General features: G+C 71.5%; 27 protein-coding genes. 13 read left to right on the plus strand and 14 right to left on the minus strand.

Features of this window, described 5'->3' with window-relative positions; all coding sequences use genetic code 11:
• Positions 1-46: 46 nt before the first annotated feature.
• The 3 genes from ACIO3O_RS11840 to ACIO3O_RS11850 form a co-directional block, all read right to left on the minus strand.
• On the minus strand, positions 47-670 hold the full coding sequence (locus ACIO3O_RS11840) for a chemotaxis protein CheB (RefSeq protein WP_401744706.1): 624 nt from the start codon (positions 668-670) through the stop codon (positions 47-49).
• Between the two features lie 37 nt (positions 671-707).
• Positions 708-884, minus strand: coding sequence for a hypothetical protein (locus ACIO3O_RS11845; protein WP_401744707.1), 177 nt, complete (start codon positions 882-884; stop codon positions 708-710).
• A gap of 188 nt (positions 885-1072) precedes the next feature.
• On the minus strand, positions 1073-2026 hold the full coding sequence (locus ACIO3O_RS11850) for a LysR family transcriptional regulator (protein ID WP_401744708.1): 954 nt from the start codon (positions 2024-2026) through the stop codon (positions 1073-1075).
• Between the two features lie 274 nt (positions 2027-2300).
• Between ACIO3O_RS11850 and snpA the strand changes: the two genes are divergently transcribed.
• Positions 2301-2930, plus strand: coding sequence for a snapalysin (snpA, locus tag ACIO3O_RS11855; protein WP_401744709.1), 630 nt, complete (start codon positions 2301-2303; stop codon positions 2928-2930).
• 102 nt (positions 2931-3032) lie between these two features.
• On the opposite strand, the gene ACIO3O_RS11860 is transcribed toward snpA, so the two are convergent.
• From ACIO3O_RS11860 to ACIO3O_RS11870, 3 genes are all read right to left on the minus strand, one after another.
• Positions 3033-3785 (minus strand): DUF6304 family protein, encoded by a 753-nt coding sequence (locus tag ACIO3O_RS11860; RefSeq protein ID WP_401744710.1) that lies wholly within the window; start codon positions 3783-3785, stop codon positions 3033-3035.
• Between the two features lie 87 nt (positions 3786-3872).
• Positions 3873-4460, minus strand: coding sequence for a dihydrofolate reductase family protein (locus ACIO3O_RS11865; protein ID WP_401744711.1), 588 nt, complete (start codon positions 4458-4460; stop codon positions 3873-3875).
• 5 nt (positions 4461-4465) lie between these two features.
• Entirely contained in the window at positions 4466-5050 is a 585-nt protein-coding gene (locus ACIO3O_RS11870) for a dihydrofolate reductase family protein (protein WP_401744712.1), read from the minus strand.
• Between the two features lie 127 nt (positions 5051-5177).
• Between ACIO3O_RS11870 and ACIO3O_RS11875 the strand changes: the two genes are divergently transcribed.
• Complete coding sequence (locus ACIO3O_RS11875; protein WP_401744713.1) at positions 5178-5759, plus strand: TetR/AcrR family transcriptional regulator; 582 nt, start codon at positions 5178-5180, stop codon at positions 5757-5759.
• Between the two features lie 7 nt (positions 5760-5766).
• Here ACIO3O_RS11875 and ACIO3O_RS11880 read toward each other — a convergent pair whose 3' ends face one another.
• The 3 genes from ACIO3O_RS11880 to ACIO3O_RS11890 all read right to left on the minus strand — a co-directional run bounded on the left by ACIO3O_RS11880 (position 5767) and on the right by ACIO3O_RS11890 (position 9073).
• The gene (locus tag ACIO3O_RS11880; protein WP_401744895.1) at positions 5767-6372 is read right to left on the minus strand and encodes a GNAT family N-acetyltransferase; all 606 of its coding nucleotides are present in this window, start codon (positions 6370-6372) and stop codon (positions 5767-5769) included.
• 128 nt (positions 6373-6500) lie between these two features.
• Positions 6501-7553, minus strand: coding sequence for a family 2 encapsulin nanocompartment cargo protein polyprenyl transferase (locus tag ACIO3O_RS11885; RefSeq protein WP_401744714.1), 1053 nt, complete (start codon positions 7551-7553; stop codon positions 6501-6503).
• Between the two features lie 107 nt (positions 7554-7660).
• Positions 7661-9073, minus strand: coding sequence for a family 2B encapsulin nanocompartment shell protein (locus ACIO3O_RS11890; protein WP_401744715.1), 1413 nt, complete (start codon positions 9071-9073; stop codon positions 7661-7663).
• 210 nt (positions 9074-9283) lie between these two features.
• Between ACIO3O_RS11890 and ACIO3O_RS11895 the strand changes: the two genes are divergently transcribed.
• From ACIO3O_RS11895 to ACIO3O_RS11910, 4 genes are all read left to right on the plus strand, one after another.
• Entirely contained in the window at positions 9284-9727 is a 444-nt protein-coding gene (locus ACIO3O_RS11895; protein WP_401744716.1) for an RrF2 family transcriptional regulator, read from the plus strand.
• A gap of 118 nt (positions 9728-9845) precedes the next feature.
• The gene (locus tag ACIO3O_RS11900; RefSeq protein ID WP_401744717.1) at positions 9846-11027 is read left to right on the plus strand and encodes a globin domain-containing protein; all 1182 of its coding nucleotides are present in this window, start codon (positions 9846-9848) and stop codon (positions 11025-11027) included.
• Positions 11028-11164: 137 nt separating this feature from the next.
• A complete protein-coding gene (locus tag ACIO3O_RS11905) occupies positions 11165-11755 on the plus strand; it encodes an N-acetylmuramoyl-L-alanine amidase (protein ID WP_401744718.1) in 591 nt (196 codons plus the stop codon).
• Between the two features lie 56 nt (positions 11756-11811).
• Positions 11812-12693 (plus strand): 1-aminocyclopropane-1-carboxylate deaminase/D-cysteine desulfhydrase, encoded by an 882-nt coding sequence (locus ACIO3O_RS11910; RefSeq protein ID WP_401744719.1) that lies wholly within the window; start codon positions 11812-11814, stop codon positions 12691-12693.
• Positions 12694-12876: 183 nt separating this feature from the next.
• On the opposite strand, the gene ACIO3O_RS11915 is transcribed toward ACIO3O_RS11910, so the two are convergent.
• Complete coding sequence (locus ACIO3O_RS11915; protein ID WP_401744720.1) at positions 12877-14466, minus strand: Na+/H+ antiporter; 1590 nt, start codon at positions 14464-14466, stop codon at positions 12877-12879.
• Between the two features lie 66 nt (positions 14467-14532).
• Here ACIO3O_RS11915 and ACIO3O_RS11920 point away from each other — a divergent pair, with 66 nt between their 5' ends.
• From ACIO3O_RS11920 to ACIO3O_RS11930, 3 genes are all read left to right on the plus strand, one after another.
• Positions 14533-14793: a UBP-type zinc finger domain-containing protein gene (locus tag ACIO3O_RS11920; protein WP_401744721.1), complete on the plus strand. Its 261-nt coding sequence runs from the start codon at positions 14533-14535 to the stop codon at positions 14791-14793.
• Between the two features lie 234 nt (positions 14794-15027).
• Complete coding sequence (locus ACIO3O_RS11925; RefSeq protein WP_401744722.1) at positions 15028-15441, plus strand: anti-sigma regulatory factor; 414 nt, start codon at positions 15028-15030, stop codon at positions 15439-15441.
• Entirely contained in the window at positions 15438-16496 is a 1059-nt protein-coding gene (locus ACIO3O_RS11930; RefSeq protein ID WP_401744723.1) for an RNA polymerase sigma factor SigF, read from the plus strand. Before ACIO3O_RS11925 ends, ACIO3O_RS11930 begins: the two co-directional genes overlap by 4 nt.
• 40 nt (positions 16497-16536) lie before the next feature.
• Here ACIO3O_RS11930 and ACIO3O_RS11935 read toward each other — a convergent pair whose 3' ends face one another.
• A complete protein-coding gene (locus ACIO3O_RS11935) occupies positions 16537-16971 on the minus strand; it encodes a hypothetical protein (protein ID WP_401744896.1) in 435 nt (144 codons plus the stop codon).
• A gap of 147 nt (positions 16972-17118) precedes the next feature.
• Here ACIO3O_RS11935 and ACIO3O_RS11940 point away from each other — a divergent pair, with 147 nt between their 5' ends.
• Positions 17119-18090 carry a diacylglycerol/lipid kinase family protein gene (locus tag ACIO3O_RS11940; RefSeq protein ID WP_401744724.1) on the plus strand — a complete coding sequence of 324 codons (972 nt, stop codon included), beginning with the start codon at positions 17119-17121 and terminating at the stop codon, positions 18088-18090.
• A gap of 316 nt (positions 18091-18406) precedes the next feature.
• Entirely contained in the window at positions 18407-18664 is a 258-nt protein-coding gene (locus ACIO3O_RS11945; RefSeq protein WP_004937597.1) for a WhiB family transcriptional regulator, read from the plus strand.
• 218 nt (positions 18665-18882) lie between these two features.
• Here ACIO3O_RS11945 and ACIO3O_RS11950 read toward each other — a convergent pair whose 3' ends face one another.
• The gene (locus ACIO3O_RS11950; protein WP_401744897.1) at positions 18883-20349 is read right to left on the minus strand and encodes a sensor histidine kinase; all 1467 of its coding nucleotides are present in this window, start codon (positions 20347-20349) and stop codon (positions 18883-18885) included.
• Between the two features lie 294 nt (positions 20350-20643).
• On the minus strand, positions 20644-21339 hold the full coding sequence (locus tag ACIO3O_RS11955; RefSeq protein ID WP_401744725.1) for a TetR/AcrR family transcriptional regulator: 696 nt from the start codon (positions 21337-21339) through the stop codon (positions 20644-20646).
• An 84-nt stretch (positions 21340-21423) separates the two neighbouring features.
• On the opposite strand from ACIO3O_RS11955, the gene ACIO3O_RS11960 reads away from it, so the two are divergent.
• Positions 21424-22191 carry an SDR family oxidoreductase gene (locus ACIO3O_RS11960; protein ID WP_401744726.1) on the plus strand — a complete coding sequence of 256 codons (768 nt, stop codon included), beginning with the start codon at positions 21424-21426 and terminating at the stop codon, positions 22189-22191.
• Between the two features lie 27 nt (positions 22192-22218).
• On the opposite strand, the gene ACIO3O_RS11965 is transcribed toward ACIO3O_RS11960, so the two are convergent.
• Positions 22219-23298 (minus strand): SIS domain-containing protein, encoded by a 1080-nt coding sequence (locus ACIO3O_RS11965; protein WP_401744898.1) that lies wholly within the window; start codon positions 23296-23298, stop codon positions 22219-22221.
• Positions 23299-23562: 264 nt separating this feature from the next.
• Between ACIO3O_RS11965 and nagB the strand changes: the two genes are divergently transcribed.
• Complete coding sequence (nagB, locus tag ACIO3O_RS11970; protein ID WP_401744727.1) at positions 23563-24348, plus strand: glucosamine-6-phosphate deaminase; 786 nt, start codon at positions 23563-23565, stop codon at positions 24346-24348.
• Positions 24349-24377: the final 29 nt, after the last annotated feature.

The raw sequence follows: 24377 nt of genomic DNA on the forward strand, positions 1-24377 counted from the left end.
GCTCACTGCCTCTGTTCAAGGATCGGCCGACCGGTGCGCCCGATCGCTAGGTGCTCTGCGCCGCGCCCACGAGGTCACGCAGTTCCGCGGCGAGGTCCTCAAGAGGTAGCACACGGTCGACGGCCCCGGTGGCGACCGCTGCGGACGGCATCCCGTCGAACTCGGCGCTGCCCGGGTCCTCGGCGAGGACGGTGCCCCGCGCCTCCTTGACCCTGGTCACTCCCGTCGCTCCGTCCACTCCCGTGCCGGTGAGTACGCAGACCAGGGCGCGGGGCCCGTAGGTGTCGGCGACGGAGGTGAAGAGGAGGTCGGCGGACGGCCGGACGAAGTGCACGAGTTCGGTGGTGGACAGCTCCGTCACGCCGTGGGCGCGGATCAGCAGGTGCCGGTCGGGCGGCGCGACGTACACCTGGCCCGCCCCGATCCGCTCCCCCGCTTCGGCCAGCTTCACCGGCAGGGAGGAGCGCCGGGCGAGGACCTCGGCGATGAAGGTGCGGTGTGTGCGGGTGAGGTGCTGTACGACGACGACGGGCACCGGGAAGTCGGCGCCCAGGCCCGCGAGCAGCACGGCGAGTCCGCGGATGCCGCCTGCGGAGGACGCCACCGCAAGGACCTCGTACCGTTCCCGTGCCGTCGCTGCCGGGTCCGGTGTCTGTCCTGTGGCCGTCACACGGCGAGCGTAACGGACGAAGAGGACGACGGGCCGGTCAGCGGGACCGGGTTCGCCCCGCCGTGCGGGCGGCGAACAGGCCCACCAGCGCGCAGCCGCCCGCGACCGTGAAGCCCTCCTGCCAGGTCCGCCCCAGCACCTGGTGCTGGAACAGCGCCATCAGCTCCACCAGCACGGCCAGCCACATCAGCATGCGTATCGCGTTCGCCTTCATGCCGCTCCGGGTGCCCGGAGGCGGGCGTGATCAACGCGGTCGGCGCCGGGGAGATCTTTTTCGTTCCGCCACGCATGCCGCTCCCGCCGCTGGGCACGTGCCTGGATGAGGGCCCCGCCACGTTCCCCCGTCGTGGCGGGGCCCCCTTCGCGTTCTCGCCCTTGGGGCCCCTTCACGTTCACTGCCCGTTACGTCCCCACCAGCGGGCTCCCCGCCCGCTCCAGCCACTCCCGGTACCCCTGCGCCCGCAGCGCCGCGTCCCGGTAGGCGGCCTCCAGGTCGGCGTACAGCAGCGGCAGTTCGGGCAGTCCGGGGCGGGCCGCCAGCAGCAGGCGTACGCCCAGGGGGTCGCCCCGCAGCGGGCGGATGGCCATGTCGTCGCGCGGGCCCGAGGTGGGCTGGCAGGGCGCGACGGCCTCGCCGATGACGATGAGGGAGGAGGCGGTGAGGTAGTCGCCGTGCAGGAGGGGCGGGTCGATGCCCGCCTGGGTGAGGACGCGGCGCAGGCCGTCGCGTTCGCCGTCGACGCTGGGGTCGACCATCCAGCGGTCCCCCGCGAGGTCGGCGAGGTCCACGACCGGTGACGCGGCGGCGGGGTGGTCCACGGCCAGGGACACGAACTGCGGCTCGCGGTCCAGGAGTACGCGGAATTCGAGTTCGGGCGGCAGCCGCAGCGGGCAGCCCTCGACCTCGTGCACGAAGGCGACGTCCAGCGCCCCCGAGGCGACCATGGCGAGCAGCGCGCTGGCGGAGACGTCGACGTGGAGGGTGGTGTCGGCGTCCGGGAGTCTGAGCCGGAGTCTTCGCATCCACAGCGCGACGACCCGGCTCGCGGTGGAGCCGATGCGCAGGGCGGGGCCGCCGCCGTGCGTGCGGGCGGCCTCGGCCCGGGTCTCGGTGATCAGCTCGCTCATGCCGTCGACCAGGGGGCGGGCCCTGGCCAGCAGGGACTGGCCGAGCGGGGTGGGGCGGCAGCCGGTGCGGCGGCGGGAGAAGAGCTCCGCGCCGACCGAGTTCTCGATCCGGCGCAGCTGGGTGGTGAGGGAGGGCTGGCTCATGCCCAGGGTGCGGGCGGCCTTGTGCAGGCTGCCCGCGTCGGCGATCGCGACGAGTGCACGAAGGTGGCGGACTTCGAGCTCCATGGGGGCGAGGGTAGGGCTGCACCCCCATGGGCACCAGAGGCCCGCCTTCCGCTTCCTCGCCCGACTGGCCGGATTTCACCCGGCGCCGCACCCGTCAACTGCCCCTGATTTCCTGTGTGTTGAGGAGTGTGCGGCCGGGGGGATGTCATGGCGTTATCAGCGGTTGACATCATGCGCGGCCCGCCCCCGCTCCCCCACACTCTCCCCAGTCCCATCCGATCCCCATGTGAGCCCGGACCCGCCGGGCCGCCGGACAGCAGGGAGACCCCCCACCATGAGACACCCCCGCGCCTTCTTCGCCGCCGCCCTCGGTCTCGGCCTCGCCGCCGTCGGAGCGGCCCCCGCCGCGAACGCCACCGCGCCCGCCGCCCCGCAGACGGCGAGCTACGCGGCGTACGAGCAGTCCACGGAGAACGCCGCCGCCACCAAGGCCTTCCAGGACGCCGTCCTGAAGTCGGTGCGCGAGCAGCGCGCCGCCAACCCCGGCATCAAGGTCGTCACGGTCCGCTACAGCGCCGCCAGTGCGCCCAGCTTCCGCACCCAGATAGCCCGTTCCACGCAGATCTGGAACAGCTCGGTGACCAACGTGAAGCTCCAGGAGGTCACCTCCGGCGCCAACTTCACGTACCGCGAGGGCAATGACTCGCGCGGCTCCTACGCCAGCACCGACGGCCACGGCCGCGGCTACATCTTCCTGGACTACCGGCAGAACCAGCAGTACAACTCCACCCGCGTCACCGCCCACGAGACCGGGCACGTCCTCGGCCTCCCGGACCACTACTCGGGCCCGTGCAGCGAGCTGATGTCGGGCGGCGGCCCCGGCACCTCCTGCCAGAACACCAACCCGAACGCCCAGGAGCGCGCCCGGGTGAACCAGCTGTGGGCTAACGGCCTCGTCGGCTGAGTCCGGGGCCGAGACCGGGGCCGAGGCCGAAGAGGCTGACGCCCCCCGCGTACGACGGGTGTGCCCGTACGGTCCGGACCGTACGGGCACACCCGCGCGCCCTCAGGCCGTCGAGGCCTGCGGAGGCTGGAAATCGCCCTGTACGGGGAGCAGTTCGACCCGTGGCGGAGGGAAGGGGCCGCGATGTCCCGTGCCGGGCCCCTCTGCGGGCCTGCGTTCGAAGTCGGGGCAGCGGTGGGTCTCCTGGACGGAGCCGGAGTTGCGGTCCCAGATGCCGAGGACGGCGTCCGCGTCAGCGGCCTCCCGGTAGGCGTCCTTGGCGTCCCGGAAGCAGGCCAGGCCGCCGAACAGGCCTCCCCCGGCGGCCGGGTAGTAGTCGGAGAAGGCGCAGGAGAGGCAGGACTTGAGGTAGGAGCCCGGGGGCAGTTGCCGCTGGATCTCGGCGAGCGCGCCCTCGAAGTCGTTCTCGGCGTGCCCGGAGGTGAACAGCGCCCCGTCGAAGTGCAGAGCGAGCCCGAGGTGCAGGCGCTCCAGGTCGCCGTCGGGCGCTCCGGGGGCGGGGCGGCCGAGCGAGAGCAGACAGCGCAGGGCGGCGCGGTGCACCGTGCCGTCGTCGTACACCGGCATCGGTATGTCCCACTCCAGGACGCAGCCGCACAGCGCGCCCGCCGGGGTGAGGGTGAACGTGCCGTCGTCCGGCGGGACTTCCGGGTCGGGGAAGAGGCCGGTGAAGGTCTCGCCGGTGAGCTCGTGCCCCCGGATGCGGGCGTGCAGGCGCCGCCCGTCGGTGCTGAGGGTGAGGGCTTCCGTACCGGCGCGATCGCGGTACCAGCCGACCCATGACTCTCCTGTCATGGGCGGGACTTTAGTGCGTCCGGGGCACGCGTCGATCATCGAGCGGGAACGGCCGCCGCGGGTACGCGGCGGCCGCCCGGGGTGCGGTCACCGGACCGTGCGGTACGTCGTGACGGTCGCACCGTTGTCGAAGGACCGGCAGGAGGTCAACTCGTAGCGGCGCAGGGCGAATCCGGCGGACGCCAGGGGGACGCCGGAGCCGACGAGGACCGGGTAGGTCTTGATGACCAGTTCGTCGATCTCGTCGACGAGCTGACCGGCGATCTCGCCGCCGCCGCAGAGGTAGATGTCGAGCGTGCCGTCCTCCGCCTTCAACTCCCGTACCTTTTCCACCAGATCGCCCTGGATCAGCTCGATCGCGGGGTCCGGGGTCTCGGTCAGGGACCGGGAGGCGACGTACTGGCGCAGGTGGGCGTACGGGCTGGTGATGCCCATGTCGTACGCGACCTGGTTGCTCCGGCGGCCCTGGATGACGGTGTCGAAGCGGGTCAGGGGGGTGTCCGCGATGCCGAGGTGCTCGCGGGCGAACGACGGGAGGACGTCCCCGTACTCGCCGAGCATGAAGTCGTGGAAGTCCCCGGAGGAGAACTGCTCGAAGAACGAGCCGTCCCCGGTGTCCGGGTCGCCGATGAAGCCGTCGATGGACGTGGCGACGTAGTAGATCAGCTTGCGCAAGCGGGTCAGCCCTTCAGCCGGGAGTAGGTGAGCACGGCGGTGCCGTTGTCGAACGTGCGGGTGGAGTCGAGCGTGAAGGAGTGCACGCCGAACTCCGCGGTGAAGACGCGGACGCCGTCGCCGATGACGACCGGGTAGAGCTTGACGACCAGTTCGTCGATCTCGTCGACGAGCTGTCCGGCGACCTCGCCGCCGCCGCCGAGGTAGATGCCGAGCCCGCCGTCCTCGGCCTTCAACTCCCGTACCTTCGCGGCCAGATCGCCCGAGATCAGCTCGACCGCCGGGTCGGGGGACTCGGTGAGGCTGCGGGAGACGACGTACTGGCGCAGGTGGGCGTACGGGCTGGTGATGCCGATGTCGAGGGCGGCCTGGTAGGTGGTGCGGCCCTGGATCATCGTGTCGAAGTGGGTGTTGGGTGCCTCGTCGGCGCCGAGTGCGGCGCGGACGTGGGTGGGCAGGCACTCCGGGTACTCACCGACCAGGAAGTCCTTCAGGAACTCCTCGCTGACCGGGAAGGCGTCGATCGAGAGGTCCGGGGCGGCGATGAAGCCGTCGAGGGACATGCCGACGTAGTACGTGAGCTTGCGCAAGCCGGGTCCTTTTCAGGGTTGGGGGCGTGGTTCCGGTCCATCGCCAGAACCACGACAGCTATAGTGCTTCAGGTGTAGTGGTTGCGCAAGCCCTTTGCGGCACGAGATCCGGAACGGAAGAAGATCCATGGCCAAGAACCCCGAACGTCGAACCGCCCTGCTGGACGCCGCCATTGAGGTCCTCACCGACGAGGGCGCGCGCGGACTCACCTTCCGCGCCGTCGACCAGCGGGCCGGCACCCCCACCGGTACCGCCTCCAACTACTTCGCCGACCGCGACACGCTCCTCGCGCAGACCGCGGCCCGGGTCAACGAGCGGATGGTCCCCGACCCCGCGCACGTGGCGCGCCTGATGACCCCGGAACCGTCCCGCGAGCTGCTCGTGCACCTGATGCGGGACCTCGTGCGCCGGATGACCGCCGAGCGCTCCGGCTACCTCGCGATGCTGGAGCTGCGCCTGGAGGCCACCCGGCGGCCCGCGCTCCGCGCGGAGCTCAACCGGACCGTCCGGGAGCAGTTCGACGAGAACCTCCGCTTCCACCTGGCGTCGGGCCTACCGGGCGACGCCGACGCCATGCGGGTCCTCTACCTGGCCATGACCGGACTCCTGGTGGAGCACTTCACGCTGCCGGAGATGCTCTCGGACACCCCCGAGGCGCTGGACGAGCTGGTGGCGATCACGGTCGAGCGCATCTTCCCGGCCGTGTGACCCCCGCCTACTTCTGCGGGAAGGTCTGCGGCTCGCGCCACATCGGGTACATCAGCGGCCCCCCGTCCGGCAGCCGCAGCGGCTGCCCGATGTCCACGAAGCCGGTGCGCCGGTACAGCTCCCGGCTGCGCCCGCTGCTCGCCTCCAGGTACGCGGCCGTGCCCTCCCGGTCGCACTTCTCCAGCACCGGCGCCATCAGCGCGGAACCGAGGCCCTCGCCCTGCCGCTCGGGGTCCACGGCGATGATCCACAGGTAGGCGTGCTCGCGGTGGTGCGGGTGGTGGGCGGCGGTGATCGTGCCGACCAGTTCCACGCGTACGTTGTCGGGGTCGAGGGCGGCGCGCAGCTGGGCGGGCCCGTCGTCCGGTTCCGGCACGCCCGCCGGGGTGGGCAGCCACATCGCGACGGCCGACAGGTCCTCGGTGACGTCCACCCAGCCGTGCTTGAGGACCAGGTCGAAGAAGGCCCCCATCATCTGGCCGTGCACCCGGTCGTAGTGCGCGGCCCCGGGGAAGATCCACTGGCTCACCGGGTCGCCCCGGAACGCCGCGTCCACCAGCGGCAGCACCGCCTCCCGGTCCGCCGCGGTCGCCTGCCGTATCCGTACGCCCATGCTCGTCTCCGTATCCCCGCCCGCACCGCTGCGGCGGACGTCCGTGCTCAACGAACGCCCATGATCGCAGAGTTGGGTGTACGGGGAGGGGCCCGCCGGAATTCCCCGGCGGGCCCCTCCCCCACGGTTCAGCGCGTGCGGCGCGTCACGAACTCGGCGAGCGCGAGCAGGTCGTCGGCCGCGGCCAGGTCCGGCACCGCCCTGGAGAGGTGGTGCACGGCCCTGGCCATGCGGTCGGCGGCCTGGCTCTGCGCCCAGTCCCGGCCCCCGGCCCGTTCCACGGCGTCGGCGGCTCGACGTACCGTGGCGGCGTCCATGGCGGGACCCCGGTAGAGCTCCGCCAGTTCGGCGGCGGCCGGGGAGCCGGAGGCCATCGCCGCCACGACGGGCAGCGACTTCTTGTGGGCGGCCAGATCGGCGCCGGCGGGCTTGCCGGTGTGGGCGGGGTCGCCCCAGATGCCGATCAGGTCGTCGATGAGCTGGAAGGCGAGGCCGGCCTCGCGGCCGAAGGCGTCCATCGCCTCGACCTCGTCCGGTGCGGCCCCCGCGTACAGTGCGCCGATCGCGCAGGCGCAGCCGAGCAGGGCGCCGGTCTTCGCCTCGGCCATGGTCAGGCACTCGGCGATGGTGACGTCCTGCGGCGCCCGGTTCTCGAACGCGCAGTCCGCCTGCTGGCCCGCACAGAGCTCGACGATGCAGGCCGACAGCCGGGCCGAGGCCTGCTGGGCGGCCGGGTGCGGGTCCTCGGCCAGCACCCGCAGGGCCAGCGCGCACATCGCGTCACCGGCGATGATCGCGTCGGGGATGCCGAACACCGTCCAGGCCGTGGGCCGGTTCCGGCGGGTCGGGTCCTCGTCGATCACGTCGTCGTGCAGCAGTGTGAAGTTGTGCGCCAACTCGACGGCGGCCGCCGCGTGTTCGGCGCTCCGGGTGTCTCCGCCGAGCGCGTGCACGGCGGCCAGGACCAGGGCGGGCCGGATCGCCTTGCCCGCGTGGGCCGAGGTCGCGGTGCCGTCGGCCTGCTCCCAGCCGAAGTGGTACCGGGCGATGCGGCGGATCTGCCCCGGCAGCGAGTCGACCGTCTCCCGCAGCCGGGGATCGACGGCGGCCCTGGTACGGGCGAGGAGTTCGGCGGCACCCTCCGGGCCGCCCGTGTCGCCTGCTGCCCGGGTCGTGGTCATCGTCAATGCCAACTCCCTCCGTACCGGGGGGTGTCGACGCCCCTGCGCGACCACACCCCCGTCCACCCCTCTTACCCCCTCGGGCCGTCCCCTCCTCCCGCCGGTGACTAGCGCCAGCGGCCGATCTCCACGTTCTCCAGCACGCCCAGCGCGTCCGGCACCAGGACGGCCGCCGAGTAGTAGGCGGTCACCAGGTACGAGATGAGGGCCTGCTCGTCGATGCCCATGAAGCGCACCGAGAGGCTGGGCTCGATCTCGTCCGGGAGTCCGGTCTGGTGCAGGCCGATGACGCCCTGCTCCTCAAGTCCCGTACGCATGCAGATGATCGAGGTCGTCCGGGCGTCACTGATCGGGATCTTGTTGCACGGGAAGATCGGGACGCCGCGCCAGGCCGGGATCTGGTTGCCGCCCACGTCGACGCTGTCGGGCACCAGGCCGCGCTTGTTGAACTCGCGGCCGATCGCGGCGATGGCGCGCGGGTGGGCCAGGAAGAACTTGTTGCCGCGCCGCCGGGACAGCAGCTCGTCCAGGTCGTCGGGGCTGGGCACGCCGTCGTGCGGCTGGAGGCGCTGCCCGTAGTCGCAGTTGGCGAGGAGGCCGAACTCCTTGTTGTTGACCAGCTCGTCCTCCTGGCGCTCGCGGAGCGCCTCGACGGTGAGCCGCAACTGCTGCTCGGTCTGGTTCATCGGCTGGTTGTAGAGGTCCGCGACACGGGTGTGGACCTTCAGGACGGTCTGCGCGACGGAGAGTTCGTACTCGCGCGGAGCCGCGTCGTAGTCCACGAAGGTGTGCGGGACCAGGGCCTCGCCGACGTGTCCTGCGGACAGGTCGATGGGGGCCTCGCCGTACTTGTTGGTGCGCTGGCGCGGCAGGTCCCGGACGGAGGCGAGATGGTCGCGCAGGGACTCCGCGCGGTCCGCGAGCGTCAGTACGTTGTTCCGGCTCAACGCGAGGACCGTGCACGCGGTGGCGGCCTTCGCGGTGTACCCCCAGGAGGCGTCCTCCTCGACGAGGGCCTGGTCGCCGAAGTACGAGCCGTCCGCGAGGACGCCGAGCACCTGCTCCTCGCCGTACGGACCGGACCCGATCTTCTCGACGCGGCCGTGCGCCAGCAGGTACACGGTGTCCGCGCTGTCGCCCTCGCTCGCGATGACGTCCCCGGCGTCGAACTCCCGCTGCTCGCACCGCTGGGCGAGCTCCTGGAGCACGGACTGGTCGCCGAAGGTGCGCAGCGCGGGCAGTTCGCCCAGCTCGCCCGGGATGACGGCCACCTGACTGCCGGTCTGCACGAACTCCACCCGGCCGTCCCCGACCGAGTAGCTCAGCCTGCGGTTGACCCGGTACGCGCCGCCCTGGACCTGCACCCAGGGGAGCATCCGCAGCAGCCAGCGGGAGGTGATCTCCTGCATCTGCGGGGCGGACTTGGTGGTGGTCGCCAAGTTCCGCGCGGCGGCCGTACCGAGACTCTGCTGCGGCGGCACCTGCTGTTCGCGGACCTCGGAACCTGCCTCGACCGACATCTGACTCCCTCTCACGGCGTATCTGCTGACCTGCGGCAGAAGCCTTTCAGCACGGGGAGTCGCGGCGCCATTACACAAAAGAGTGTGACTAGATCACCGGAGAAGGGGGAATCCCGCGCGCCGGGTTGACCCTCCCGGGGCTCCCGGGACGCCCGGGACCCCCGGACCGCTTAAGTTGCATTTGAGATGCAAGTTACTTAGCGTGAAGCCATGCGGTTGACGAGATTCACCGACCTGGCACTGCGCGTCCTGATGCGCCTGGCCGTCGACAAGGGCGACCTGCCCACCACCCGGGAGGTGGCGACGGCCATGGAGATCCCGTACACGCACACCGCGAAGGTGGTCTCCCGGCTCCAACACCTCGGCCTGGTCGAGGCCCGCCGGGGCCGCGGCGGCGGGCTCGCGCTCACCGAGGCGGGTCGGTCGGCGTCGGTCGGCGCGGTGGTGCGGGAACTCGAAGGGCCCGGCGACGTCGTCGACTGCGAGGGGGACTCGCCGTGCCCGCTGCGGTCGGCGTGCACGCTGCGCGGGGCGCTGCGGCAGGCCCAGGAGGCGTTCTTCGCCTCGCTGGACCCGCTGACGGTGGACACGCTCACCGGGTCGCCGACGGGGCCGCTGCTGCTGGGGCTGTCGGCGACGCGGACGATGGACTGACCGCCCGTTACCGGCCATTTCCGGCCGATCCGTTCCCGTACGACCTCGCCTCTCCGCACCCAAAAATACGACTCTCAGATACCAATTAACCTCGCCCCGCCTCGCAAGGAGTCCCGGAATGCTCTCCCAGAACGCCACCGCCACCGTCCGCGCCACCCTCCCCGCCGTCGGTGCGGCGATCGAGGACATCACCGCGCTCTTCTACGAGAACCTCTTCACCGCCCACCCGGAGCTGCTGCGCGACCTGTTCAACCGGGGCAACCAGGCCGCCGGCACCCAGCGCCAGGCGCTCGCCGGGTCGATCGCCGCCTTCGCCACGCACCTGGTGGAGCGGCCCGACGAGCGGCCGGACGCGATGCTGGCGCGGATCGCGCACAAGCACGCGTCACTCGGTGTGACGGCGGGCCAGTACAAGGTCGTCCACCAGCACCTGTTCGCAGCCATCGCCGAGGTGCTCGGGGACGCCGTGACGGCGGAGGTCGCGGCGGCCTGGGACGAGGTGTACTGGCTGATGGCGAACGCGCTCATCGCGATCGAGGACCGGCTGTACGCGGAGCACGGCGTCCTGAAGGGCGACACCTGGCGGGAGTGGGAGGTCACCGGGCGGATCGAGGAGACCGCGGAGGTCGCCACCTTCCAGCTGCGCCCGGCGGACGGGGCGCCGATGCCCGCCGCGAAGCCCGGACAGTACGTCTCCGTGCAGGTGGAGCTCCCGGACGGGGCACGGCAGATCCGGCAGTACAGCCTCTCCTCGGCGCCCGGCGCGGCACTGCGCACCATCGCCGTCAAGCGGGTCGGCGACGGCGAGGTGTCGTCCCACCTGCACACGCACGTGCGCGAGGGCCACCGGCTGCGGGTCTCCGCACCGTACGGCGACCTGGTCCTCCAGGACGGCCGGGCCCCCGTCCTGCTGGCCTCCGCGGGCATCGGCTGCACCCCGATGGTTTCGATGCTGGAGCACCTGGCGGCGACCGGGCACACCGCACCGGTGACGGTGGTCCACGCCGACCGCTCCCCCGCCGCGCACCCCCTGCGCACCGACCACGGGCTGCTGGCCGAGAAGCTGCCCTCGGCCACGGCCCACTTCTTCTACGAGCACCCGGAGCCCGGTCACCCGGCGAACCGCACCGGCCGGGTCGACCTCGCGGACGTCGAGATCGCCGTGGGCACGCAGGCGTACCTGTGCGGGCCGCTGCCCTTCATGCGGGAGGTCCGCTCCCAGCTCCTGACCAGGGGAATCCCCGCCGCGGACATCCACTACGAGGTCTTCGGCCCGGACCTCTGGCTCGCGGCGGCCTGACCTGTGGCCGGGTGTCCGGATCGGCTCGCACACCGTACGAACGGCTGTTACGGAGGGTGATCTTCCGGTAGAAGCGGTGCAAGCACCGGAAGCAGGGCAAGCGAAACAAGCCACTGCCACCCCTCTGGAGGAGCCCCATGGCCAACCCCCTCTCCGCCGACGCCTTCCTGTCCGCACTGCGCGCCGAGGGGGTGACCGTGGTCGAGGTCGGCGACTGGCGCACCCACAACCGGCACGGCCACGGCCCGTGGGGTCCGGTGCACGGCGTGATGATCCACCACACGGTCACCCGGGGCACCGACGCGACGGTCGCGATCTGCCGCGACGGCCACGCGGGCCTGCCCGGCCCGCTCTGCCACGGCGTCATCGCCAAGGACGGCCGGGTCCACCTGGTCGGTTACGGCCGGGCCAACCACGCGGGCCTCGGCGACGACGACGTACTGCGCGCGGTCATCGCCGAGAAGCGGCTCCCGGCGGACAACGAGGCCAACACCGACGGCAACGCGCGTTTCTACGGCTTCGAGTGCGAGAACCTCGGCGACGGCAAGGACCCCTGGCCCGACGCCCAGCTGGAGGCGATCGAACGCGTCTCGGCGGCGATCTGCCGGGCCCACGGCTGGAGCTCCCGCTCGGTCATCGGCCACCTGGAGTGGCAGCCGGGCAAGGTCGACCCCAAGGGTTTCGCCATGGACTGGATGCGTGACCGGGTCCGGGACCGGCTGAAGTAGGCCGGGGGCGGCATTCCGGCAGGTCGGCACAGGCGCAGGCGCAGGACAATGGCCCCGTGCCTGCCGACCTGCGTCCCGCCCTGCCCTCGCCCCTCGTCCCCGTGCGGGACCCCCGCTTCGACGAGCACGGCGTACGGCTCCTCCTCAAGCGGGACGACCTGATCCACCCGGACCTCCCGGGCAACAAGTGGCGCAAGCTGTCCCCCAACCTCCGCGCGGCCCAGGGCCGCCCCCTGCTCACCTTCGGCGGCGCGTACTCCAACCACCTGCGCGCCACCGCCGCCGCGGGCCGCCTGCTGGGCATCCCGACCGTCGGCGTGGTCCGGGGGGACGAGCTCGCCGACCGCCCCCTCAACCCCTCCCTCGCCCGGTGCGCGGCGGACGGCATGCGGCTGCACTTCGTCTCCCGCAGCGACTACCGCCGCCGCTCGGACCCGGCGTACCTGGCCGCGCTGCTGCCCGCCACGCCATTCCCCGATGCGTACGTCGTCCCCGAGGGCGGCAGCAACGCGCTCGCCGCCCGGGGCTGCACCGAGCTCGGCCGGGAGCTGCACGGCGTGACGGACGTGGCCGCGGTCGCCTGCGGCACGGGCGGCACCCTCGCGGGCCTGGCGGCCGGGCTCGCCCCGGACCAGCGGGCGATCGGCGTGCCCGTGCTCAAGGGCGGCTTCCTGGAGGGGGAGGTCGAACGGTTGCAGAGCGCCGCCTTCGGGGGGCGCCGGGGCGACTGGTCCCTCGCCGACGGCTTCCACTGCGGCGGGTACGCCCGCACCTCGCCCGAGCTGCTCGCCTTCGCGGCGGACTTCGAGGCCCGGCACGGGCTGCCCGTCGAGCCGGTCTACGTCGCGAAGCTGCTGTACGCGCTGGCCGCGCTGACGGCGCGGGGCGCCTTCCGGCCGGGGACGCGGCTGACGGCGGTCGTCACGGGGCGCCCGTAGGACTCGTAGGAACGGGCCGCCCCATGCCCTCGGGACCGGGCCGCCCGTAGGGCCCCGTAGAACCCGTAGGACCGGGCCACCCGCCCGCCGGACCGGGGCCGCCCCCTACCCGCCGACCCAGCCCGCCCGCCCGCCGGACCGAGGCAGCCCCACGCCCTCAGGCCCCCGCAGGACCCGCACGCCCTACTCCTCCTCCCGCCACCCCGCCGCCTCCTCCAGGTCCAGCCTCCGCAGCAGCGTGCGCAGCATCTCGTCGTCGATCCGCCGCGTGTCCCGCAGCTCCACGAACACCGCCCGCTCCGCGTCGATCAGCTCCCGGGCCACCCGGCGGTACGTCTCGTCCGCCGACTCCCCGGTCTCCTCGTTGACCGCCCCGAGCCGCTCCCAGACCGCGTTGCGCCGCCGCTCCAGCACCGTGCGCAGCCGGTCCTCCAGCGGGCCCGGCAGGGCGTTGGCGGGGTCCGCCAGCAGCTCGTCGAGGCGTGCGTCGGCCGCCGCCGACGCCTCGCTCTGCGCCTGCGCCTCCGCCAGCGTCGCCGCGTACGTGTCCCGCCCCGTCACCTTCAGCGCCCGGATCAGCGGGGCGAGCGTCAGCCCCTGCACGCCCAGCGTCCCGATCACGGTCGTGAACGTCAGGAAGAGAATCAGGTTCCGCCCCGGGAACGGCTCCCCCTGCGCCGTCATCGGGATCGAGAAGGCGATCGCGAGCGACACCACGCCCCGCATCCCCGCCCACCCCACGATCAACGGAGCGGAGAGTTTCGTGTCGGGCTCGCGCCTCCTGACCCGCTCCGAGAGCCTCGGCAGATAGGTCGCCGGGAAGACCCACACGAAGCGCACCGCCACCACCAGCAGGAACACCACGACGGCGTACCAGAGGGCCGCCCCGCCCTCGTACGGTCCCAGCCCCTCCAGCACCACCGGCAGCTGCAACCCGATCAGCGCGAAGACGGCCGACTCCAGCACGAAGGAGACCATCTTCCAGACGGCCGCCTCCTGGAGCCGGGTCGCGAAGTCCACCTGCCACGAGCGGTGCCCGAGGAAGAGCGCGACGACCACCACCGCGAGCACCCCGGACGCATGCACGTACTCGGCCGTCGCATAGGCGACGAAGGGAATCAGCAGCGACAGGGTGTTCTGCAGGATCGGCTCCTTCAGCCGGGTCCGCAGCCAGTGCAGCGGCACCATCAGAAGCAGTCCCACCCCCACCCCGCCGACCGCCGCCACCAGGAACTCCTGCACGCCCGCGCTCCAGCTCGCGCCCTCCCCGACCGCCGCCGCCAGGGCGACCTTGTACGCGGTGATGGCCGTGGCGTCGTTGACCAGCGACTCCCCCTGGAGGATCGCCGTGGTCCTGGCCGGCAGCCCCAGCCTGCGGGCGATCGCGGTGGCCGCCACCGCGTCCGGCGGCGCGATCACCGCCCCGAGCACCAGGGCGGAGGTCAGCGGCAGCCCCGGGACGACCAGGTGGACCAGCCACCCCACCACCACCGTCGCGAACAGCACGTACCCGACCGACAGGAACGCCACCGGCCGCACGCTCGCCCGCAGGTCCAGGTACGAGCTCTCCAGCGCGGCGGTGTGCAGCAGGGGCGGCAGCAGCAGCGGCAGCACGATGTGCGGGTCGAGCGTGTACTCGGGCACCCCCGGCACAAAGGAGGCGGCGATGCCCACGGCCACGAGCAGCAGCGGGGCGGGCACCGGGGTGCGCCGGGCGAGCCCGGCCACCGCCGCGCTCACCGCGATCAACGCCAGCAGAGGTGTCGCATCCATCGAACCGGCCCGCCCTTCTCCTCCACGGCACGTCGCGCACCCAATACTTCATGAACAATGGCTCCCATGAACGACTGTCCGCATGTCGAAGAGCTGCCGCACCCCGCCCCCGAGCCGCTGAACGACACCTGCCCGGAGTGCCTGGCCGCCGGTACCCACCCCGTACAGCTGCGTCTCTGCCTCACCTGCGGGCACGTCGGCTGCTGCGACTCCTCCGCGGGCCGGCACGCCACCGGGCACTTCGACGACACCGGCCACCCGGTGATGCGCAGCTTCGAACCGGGCGAGAGCTGGCGCTGGTGCTTCGTCGACGGATCGATCGTCTGAGCCGGTTCACCCGCCCCGGACGGGTTCGATCGTGCGGGGCGTGGGTACGTCAACCCCTCATCGGTGCCGTCCAATTGGGCCCCGCACACCCCTAGCCACTGTGCGTACGCATGGGCTTACCATGTGTGACATCTCGCCGGGCAGGGGGTCCGGCGACACGGGGCGGCGGATCGCGATAGCGTCACCGGCGATAGACGTAAGAGACGTACCGCTTGTGCCACCTTGGAGGTGAGGGTGTCCCCTATCGCAGGCGAGCCCGGGAACCAGGACTTCGTGGAGGTCCGGCTGCCCGCTGCGGGTGCCTACCTGTCGGTGCTGCGCACGGCCACGGCCGGCCTCGCAGCGCGTTTGGACTTCACCCTCGACGAGATCGAGGACTTGCGCATCGCGGTCGACGAGGCGTGCGCGATCCTGCTCCAGCAGGCCGTGCCCGGCTCCGTCCTCAGCTGTGTGTTCCGGCTGGTGGACGACTCACTGGAAGTGACGGTCTCGGCGCCCACCACCGACGGCCGCGCCCCCGAACGCGACACGTTCGCGTGGACGGTGCTGTCCGCACTCGCCGGCAAGGTCGACGCGACCGTCGCCGACGACCGTACGGTCAGCATCAGCCTGTACAAACAGCGCGGCGCGGGTCCCGGTCCGGTATGAGCGGGGACGGGCCGGTGCGGGACGAGGAGCGCAGCAGGCGGGCGCTGAACGGGATTCCTGAGCAGCAGGCCCGCCCGCACCCGGCGGAAGAGGCTCAGGCGGCAGAGCGGGCGGCGGACCAGATGAGCGACGAGAAGCGCGACAACGAGTACGTCGACGACACGACCTCCCCAGAGGTCCGGGACCAGGGGCAGGTCAAGGACCCGGCCGCGGCCGGGGGCGCGGCGGGCGAGACGCACGGCGGTGCCTCCGACGTGCCCGAGCCCCACCGGGAGCGCGCCGACGCCGAGGCCCCCAATCCCCGGGACCGCTCGGGTGCCCGGCTGCTCTTCATCGAGCTGCGCGGTCTGCCGGACGGCTCCCCCCAGAAGGCGGAGCTGCGCAACCGTCTGGTGCGGATGCACCTGCCGCTGGTCGAGCACCTGGCGCGGCGCTTCCGCAACCGGGGCGAGCCGCTGGACGACCTCACCCAGGTCGCCACGATCGGGCTGATCAAGTCGGTGGACCGGTTCGACCCGGAGCGGGGCGTCGAGTTCTCGACGTACGCGACTCCGACGGTCGTCGGCGAGATCAAGCGGCACTTCCGCGACAAGGGCTGGGCGGTACGGGTGCCGCGCCGCCTCCAGGAGCTGCGGCTCTCGCTGACCTCGGCGACGGCGGAGCTCTCCCAGCAGCACGGCCGCTCGCCGACCGTGCACGAGCTGGCGGAGCGCCTGGCGATCTCCGAGGAGGAGGTCCTGGAGGGCCTGGAGTCGGCCAACGCGTACTCCACGCTGTCCCTGGACGTCCCCGACACGGACGACGAGTCCCCGGCGGTCGCCGACACCCTGGGCGCGGAGGACGTGGCGCTGGAGGGCGTCGAGTACCGCGAGTCCCTCAAGCCGCTGCTCGAAGACCTGCCGCCGCGCGAGAAGAAGATCCTGCTGCTGCGCTTCTTCGGCAACATGACCCAGTCGCAGATCGCCCAGGAGGTCGGCATCTCCCAGATGCACGTCTCCCGGCTGCTGGCCCGCACCCTGGCCCAGCTCCGCGAGAAGCTCCTCGTCGAGGAGTAACCCGGGCAGCACGTCGTACGGGACGGGGCCCGCCCGGCGCTCAGGCGCCGCGCGGGCCCCTCTTGATGCCCAGGGCGTCCACGACGGCCGGGTTCAGCAGCAGCGCCAGCGAGACCACGGCGAGCACGCCCAGCGCGATGCCCGCCGGGATCGAGAAGGCGGCGTCGGTGGTCATCAGGGTGTACGCGACGGGCAGCGCCATCAGCTGCGTGATCACGGCGGGACCGCGGCTCCAGCTCCGGCGCAGCCGCAGCCCGTTCGCCGCGAGCAGCGGCAGCACGGCCAGCGCGATGAGGGTGAGCCCGCCCATCTCGGCCTGCTCGGGCCGGTCCGGGCTGCCGAACAGCCCCATCACCAGCATGTACAGACCGACGGCGACCAGCGCGAGGCCCTCCACGGCCACCAGTGCGGCGGCGACGCCCAGCCGGGCCGGCCGGGACTCACGCGGGTGCGGCACGACCGGCGACTCGGGCAGCGGGGCCTCCGGCTGGGCTGCGGGCTTCGCGACGGACTTCCGTACGGACTTTTTACTCACTCCTGCAGGGTAACGAGACACTGCGTGACCCAGCACTCGAACCCCTCGCTCCGACCTTCACATCCCCACCCCGGTAACCTGCACCGCATGCGCGCACTTCTCGTGGTCAATCCGGCAGCAACCACCACCAGTGCCCGCACCCGGGACGTCCTGATCCACGCCCTGGCCAGCGAGATGAAGCTGGAGACGGTCACCACCGAGTACCGGGGGCACGCCCGCGACCTCGGCCGACGGGCCGCCGACAACGCTGACACGGTCGATCTGGTGGTCGCGCTCGGCGGCGACGGCACCGTCAACGAGGTCGTCAACGGGCTGCTGCACGACGGTCCCGATCCCGAACGGCTTCCCGGATTCGCGGTCGTCCCCGGCGGTTCCACGAATGTCTTCGCCCGCGCGCTCGGTCTTCCCAATGACGCCGTAGAGGCGACGGGAGCGCTTTTGGACGCGCTGCGTACCGGAAGCGAACGCACAGTGAGCCTCGGGCTCACAAAGGGCGTACCGGGAACGGAGGACGAAGCCGTTCCGGAACGCTGGTTCACCTTCTGTGCCGGTCTTGGATTCGACGCCGGCGTCATCGGCCGGGTCGAACAGCAGCGGGAACGCGGAAAACGCTCCACGCACGCCCTCTATCTGCGTCAGGTGGTCCGGCAATTCCTTGAGGAACCGCATCGCAGGCAGGGTGTGATTTCTCTGGAGAGGCCCGGTGAGGACCCGGTGACCGACCTCGTTCTGTCGATAGTCTGCAACACCTCCCCCTGGACCTACCTGGGGAATCGTCCGCTGTACGCCTCCCCGGAGGCGTCCTTCGAGACCGCGCTCGACGTGTTGGGCCTCAGCCGTCTTTCCACCCCCGCGGTCACCCGTTATGCGACGCAGCTCCTCACCTCCACACCGGAGCGCGGCCCGCACGGGAAGCACGCCGTCACGCTCCATGACCTGACGGACTTCACCTTGCATTCGAAGGTGCCACTGCCCCTTCAAATGGACGGTGACCACCTGGGGTTGCGTACGAGCGTCGCGTTCACAGGCGTTCGCCGTGCACTGCGTGTGATTGTGTGAGTGGAAGGGCCTAAAGTCCTTTATCTCGAACGTACGGACTGCCATCCACCCCATGGAAGTACGGCTGTGACCTAGCCGACACCGAGGAATCAAAAAAAACTTCTCGGAAGGGGTTGTATCCGCCGACGAGGTTTGCGAGTCTCTTCATGGCGATCGGGACGGCCCGCAACACCGGCCTCCCTGAGAACCAGAATCCCTCCTCACACTCAGGACCACAACCAGTGTTCGCTGGAAGTCGGCCCTTCCCCTGTGAGGGGATTCGTGAAAGCGTTCACATTCACAAGCAACGTGCATGTCACAAGGAGAGGTAGCAGCCATGGACTGGCGTCACAACGCCGTTTGTCGTGAGGAAGACCCGGAGCTGTTCTTCCCCATCGGCAACACCGGTCCTGCGCTGCTGCAGATCGAGGAAGCCAAGGCCGTCTGCCGCCGCTGCCCCGTCATGGAGCAGTGCCTGCAGTGGGCGCTCGAGTCCGGCCAGGACTCGGGTGTCTGGGGTGGCCTCAGCGAGGACGAGCGCCGCGCGATGAAGCGCCGCGCCGCTCGCAACCGGGCGCGCAACGCGACCGCCTGACCCACCCTGCTTCGAGCCTGAGCTCGGCGGCGCATACAGCGCGTATGCAGTCACCGCCCCCGAATCGCAGCGCGCAGTACCCCCCAATGCGCAGTAAAGCGTGAGCAGTTGAGCCCCGGACCGTCACCTCGGTCCGGGGCTCTTCGCTTGGTCTGTTCGCTCGTGTACGGGGACTGCTTCCGTACGGGGCTGCTTCTGCTTCTGCTTCTGTACGGGGACTACTTCTGCGGCCGCACCGGGATGTCCAGGACCACCCGCGTCCCGCGCTCGGGACCTCGGACCATGTCGAAGGTCCCGCCCAACTCGCCCTCGACCAGCGTCCGGACGATCTGGAGCCCCAGGTTCCCGGCCTTCTTCGGGTCGAAGCCCTCGGGCAGCCCGCAGCCGTCGTCCAGCACGGTGATCAGCAGCCGGGCCTCGGCGGAGGTGCCGCCGCGCACGGCGGAGACCTCGACGGTGCCCTCGTCGCCGGGGGCGAAGGCGTGCTCCAGGGCGTTCTGCAGAACCTCCGTCAGGACCATGGAGAGCGGAGTGGCGACCTCCGCGTCGAGGATGCCGAAGCGTCCGGTCCGACGGCAGGTCACCTTTCCGGGGGAGATTTCGGCGACCATCGCCAGCACCCGGTCGGCGATCTCGTCGAACTCGACGCGCTCGTCCAGGTTCTGGGACAGCGTCTCGTGGACGATCGCGATCGAACCCACGCGCCGCACGGCCTCGTTGAGCGCCTCGCGCCCCTGGTCGGAGTCCATCCTTCGGGACTGGAGTCTCAACAGGGCGGCGACCGTCTGGAGGTTGTTCTTCACCCGGTGGTGGATCTCCCGGATGGTGGCGTCCTTGGTGATCAACTCGCGCTCTCGGCGGCGCAGTTCCGTGACGTCCCGGCACAGGACGAGCGAGCCGATCCGGGTGCCCTTGGGCTTGAGCGGGATGGCGCGCAGCTGGATCACTCCCCCGCTGCCCTCGACCTCGGTCTCCCGGGGCGCGTAGCCGCTGGCCAGCTTGACCAGGGCTTCGTCGACCGGGCCGCGGGAGGGGGCGAGTTCGGCGGTGGCCTGGCCGAGGTGATGGCCCACCAGGTCGGAGGCGAGGCCGAGGCGGTGGTACGCGGAGAGGGCATTGGGGCTGGCGTACTGGACGATGCCGTCGGCGTCGAGGCGGATCAGCCCGTCGCCGACGCGCGGCGAGGCGTCCATGTCGACCTGCTGGCCGGGGAAGGGAAACGATCCGGCGGCGATCATCTGGGCCAGGTCGGAGGCGCTCTGGAGGTAGGTGAGCTCCAGGCGGCTGGGGGTGCGGACCGTGAGGAGGTTCGTATTGCGGCCGATGACGCCGAGGACGCGGCCCTCGCGGCGTACGGGAATGGACTCCACCCGCACCGGGACCTCCTCGCGCCACTCCGGGTCGCCCTCGCGCACGATGCGGCCCTCGTCGAGGGCGGCGTCGAGCAGCGGGCGGCGGCCGCGCGGGACCAGGTGGCCGACCATGTCGTCGTGGTAGGAGGTGGGGCCGGTGTTCGGCCGCATCTGCGCCACGGAGACATAACGGGTGCCGTCGAGGGTCGGGACCCACAGCACGAGGTCGGCGAAGGACAGGTCGGAGAGCAACTGCCACTCCGAGACCAGCAGGTGGAGCCACTCAAGGTCGGACTCACTGAGGGCGGTGTGCTGGCGTACGAGATCGTTCATGGAGGGCACGGGGTCGAACATACCCGTAACCTGTGCGACAACCGGCCGTGCACAGGCGTAGACAGGGCTTAGTGGTCTAGTCCACAATGGCCGGGCAATAGCTTCATCCTCCCCGCACAGGAGGGTGAAATCGAGGGACTGGCGCTCTCTGCCCTGACTGCGTCCGCCCCTCCTCACGGCCGGAGGCACCGCACACCGCCGGCCGATGCAACTCCGGGCTGCGGTGCCGGGTGGGCTGAGGGTCCCGCCGGGCGCCGTGGCCCGCGGGTATTTCGGCGGCTTTTACGTTGCTTTCTACGGCTCTCGCGCGGCCTTCCGCGGCACTTCCGTTGCCTCCTGCGGCACTTCCGCCACCTTCTGCGGCACTTCCGCCGCCTTCCGCGGCACTTCCGCCGTCTCCTGCGGCCAGGCGCTCATCGCCAGGGCCGCCACCGCCTCCAGCTCCTCCCGGTCCGCCCCGTCGCGGGCCTGCTGCGACATGCCCTGGAGGACCGCGCCGGAGAAGCGGGCCAAGGCGTCGGGGTCGGTGCCGGGCGGGAGCGTGCCGGTGGCCAGGTCGGCACGGATGCGGGAGGCGAGGGCGGCGATGTTGGCGCTGCGGCGCTCCCGCAGCGCCTGCTCCACGTCGGGCGTCGAGCAGTTGACCGCGGCGGAGATCATCAGGCAGCCGCGCGGGTGCGCCGGGTCGGTGTACTCCGTCGCCGCCTCGTGCAGGAGTCGGCCGACGGCACCGCGGGCGGTCGGCTCCTCCGCCAGGGCGTGGGTGCCGAAGGCGCCGTACGTCTCCGCATACACGCCCACCACCTCGGCGAAGAGCGCCTGCTTGTCGCCGAACGCCGCGTACAGGCTCGGGGCACCGATGCCCATCACGCGGGTGAGGTCGGCGACCGAGGTCGTCTCGTAACCGTGCTCCCAGAAGGCCATCGTGGCCTTCTCCAGGGCCGTCTCCCGGTCGAAGGAGCGGGGCCTGCCGCGCTGTTTCGTCGCCATGACCCACATTCTATAGCGCCCACTAGTTATTTGCTGCTACGGTTCTTTCTGTAACGACCACTACGGAAAGAGGGGGGCGCAGCCATGAGCACGCTCAAGCGACTTGAGGGCAGGACGGCACTGGTCACGGGCGGCAGCCGGGGCATCGGGCGGGGTATCGCGGAGCGGCTCGGCCGGGACGGGGCGCGGGTCGCCGTGCACTACGGCACGAACGAGACCGCCGCGAAGGAGGTCGTCGTGGCGATCGAGGAGGCGGGCGGGTCCGCCTTCGCCATCAGGCAGGAACTGGGCACCGAGGGGGACGCGGCGGCGCTCTGGGCGCGGTTCGACAAGCAGGCGGACGGGCTGGACATCCTGGTCAACAACGCGGGCATTGGGGCGTCGACCGGTTTCGCCGCCATCGGGGAGGCGGAGTTCGACCGGCTGTTCGCGGTGAACGTCAAGGCGCCCTTCTTCCTGGCCCGGTTGGGGGCGGAGCGACTGCGGGACGGGGGCCGGATCATCAACATCTCGTCGGGGCTGGCGCGGCGGGCCGCGATGCCGGACGCGATCGCGTACGCGATGACGAAGGGTGCGCTGGACGTCTTCACCCGGGACCTGTCCAAGACGCTCGGCCCGCGCGGGATCACGGTCAACTCGGTCGCGCCGGGGATCGTCGACACGGACGTCAACGCGGGGTGGCTGCGCGGCGAGGAGAACACGGGCGCGTGGGCCGCGGCGGCCGCGCACTCGGCGCTGGGACGGGTCGGGGAGCCCTCCGACGTGGCGGACGTCGTGGCGTTCCTGGCCTCGGACGAGGGGCGCTGGGTGACGGGCCACTGGATGGACGCGACGGGAGGATCGCTGGCGTAGGGGCACCGGGGCGCGGCCGAGGGCCCTCTACCGGGTCTCCGTCACCTTCGCGAGGGCGCGCGGCGCGTCCGGGTCCTGCCCCCGGGCGATGGTGACCTCGTACGCCAGGAGCTGGAGCGGGAGGATGTCCAGGATCGGCTGGAGTTCCTCGGGGACGGTGTCCGTCGGGACGGCGAAGCCCGAGGAGGCCTTCGCCACCTGGGAGGCGGGTCCGACCACGAACAGGTCCGCGCCCCGGCCGCGCAGGCGGTCCAGGACGGGCTGGAGGGCCTCGCCGCCCTTGCCGGAGGTGACGACGGCGATGACCGGGGAGATGTTGTCGACCATGGCGAGGGGGCCGTGGAGGAGGTCCGCGCCGGAGTAGGAGAGGGCGGGGATGTAGCTGGTCTCCATCAGCTTGAGGGCGGCTTCCTTGGCCGTCGGGTAGCCGTAGCCGCGCGAGGTGATGACCATGCGTTCGGCGAAGCGGTAGCGGGCGGCCAGGGCGCGGACCTCCTCCTGGCGGGCCAGGATCGTGGCCGCGAGGTCGGGCAGGGCAGCGGCCGTGCCGGTGCCGTCCCGGGACTGGAGGCCCTGGACGAGGAGGTAGAGGGAGAGCAGGGAGGCCGTGTACGTCTTGGTGGCGGGGAGGGCCTTCTCCGGGCCGGCCAGGATGTCGATGTGGTGTTCGGAGACGGCCGCGAGGGGGGAATCGGGGTTGTTGGTGACGGCGAGGGTGAGGGCCCCGGCCTCACGGGCCGCGCGGGTGGAGGCCACCAGGTCCGGGGAGCCGCCCGACTGGCTGACCGTGATGACGAGGACGTCGCGGAGGGAGGGGCGGGCGCCGTAGGCGGTGGTCGTCGACATCGAGGTCAGGCCGCAGGGCAGGCCCATCTGGATTTCCAGCAGGTACTTGGCGTACAGGGCCGCGTTGTCGGAGGTGCCGCGTGCCGTGAGGAGGACGAACCGGGGGCTTCGCGCGGCGATCGACTGGGCGGTCTCGAAGATGCGCGGGGCGGCGTCGGACAGGATGCGCCGCAGGACCGCGGGCTGCTCCAGCATCTCGGCGGACATCAGGCGGCCCGGGCGCTCCGCGAAAGAGGCCGGGGAGGGGGAAGGGGCGGACATCCCCTGCGCCGGTCGTTCTACGGGCGACATGGCGGACCTCCCGGACCTGCCTCGTACAAGGCTGCTCAAGGTGACGAATGCTCGGGGTCAGTCGACCATGGGAGTTCACACAGCCGCCAGTGGAAGGACGGCCCGCGGCCCGCGGAAGGACAGGTGGGAGGGCCCCTCCTCTGCTAGATTGGTCTATACCATAGATCGTTCGGCCCCCCTCGGAACCACCGGCGGACGGTCTCCTCACTCCCACACAGACAGGCAGGCATCAGCGTGGAAGTTGTCATCGTTCCGGACGCCAAGGCGGGCGGCGAGCTCATCGCGCAGAGCATCGCGAACCTGCTGGGCAGCAAGCCCGACGCCCTGCTCGGTGTCGCCACCGGTTCGTCCCCGCTGCCCATCTACCAGGCCCTGACCGCCAAGGTCGCCGCCGGTGAGGTGGACGCGTCCCAGGCCCGGATCTGCCAGCTCGACGAGTACGTGGGCCTGCCCGCCGGGCACCCCGAGTCCTACCGCGCGACCGTCCTGCGCGAGGTCGTGGAGCCGCTGGGGCTGACCGAGGCGTCCTTCTTCGGCCCCGACGGCTCCGCCGAGGACGTCCAGGCCGCGTGCCTGGCGTACGACAAGGCGCTCGCCGAGGCCGGCGGCGTCGACCTCCAGCTGCTGGGCATCGGCACCGACGGGCACATCGGCTTCAACGAGCCCTGCTCCTCGCTGGCGTCGCGCACCCGCATCAAGACGCTGACCCAGCAGACCATCGACGACAACGCGCGCTTCTTCGACGGCGACACCGCCCAGGTCCCGCGCCACGTCATCACCCAGGGCATCGGCACCATCCTGGACGCCCGCCACCTGGTCCTGCTGGCCACCGGCGAGGGCAAGGCCGAGGCCGTCGCGCAGACCGTCGAGGGCCCGCTCTCGGCGCTCGTCCCGGCCTCCGCGCTCCAGCTGCACCCGCACGCGACCGTCGTCGTCGACGAGGCCGCCGCCTCCAAGCTGAAGCTGGCGGACTACTTCCGTCACACCTACGCCAACAAGCCGGTGTGGCAGGGGCTGTAAGCCCCGGACGCACCGCAGCCGGGGCTGTG

Origin of the sequence: Streptomyces sp. NPDC087440, from assembly GCF_044744005.1 — a bacterium.
Lineage (GTDB): Bacteria > Actinomycetota > Actinomycetes > Streptomycetales > Streptomycetaceae > Streptomyces.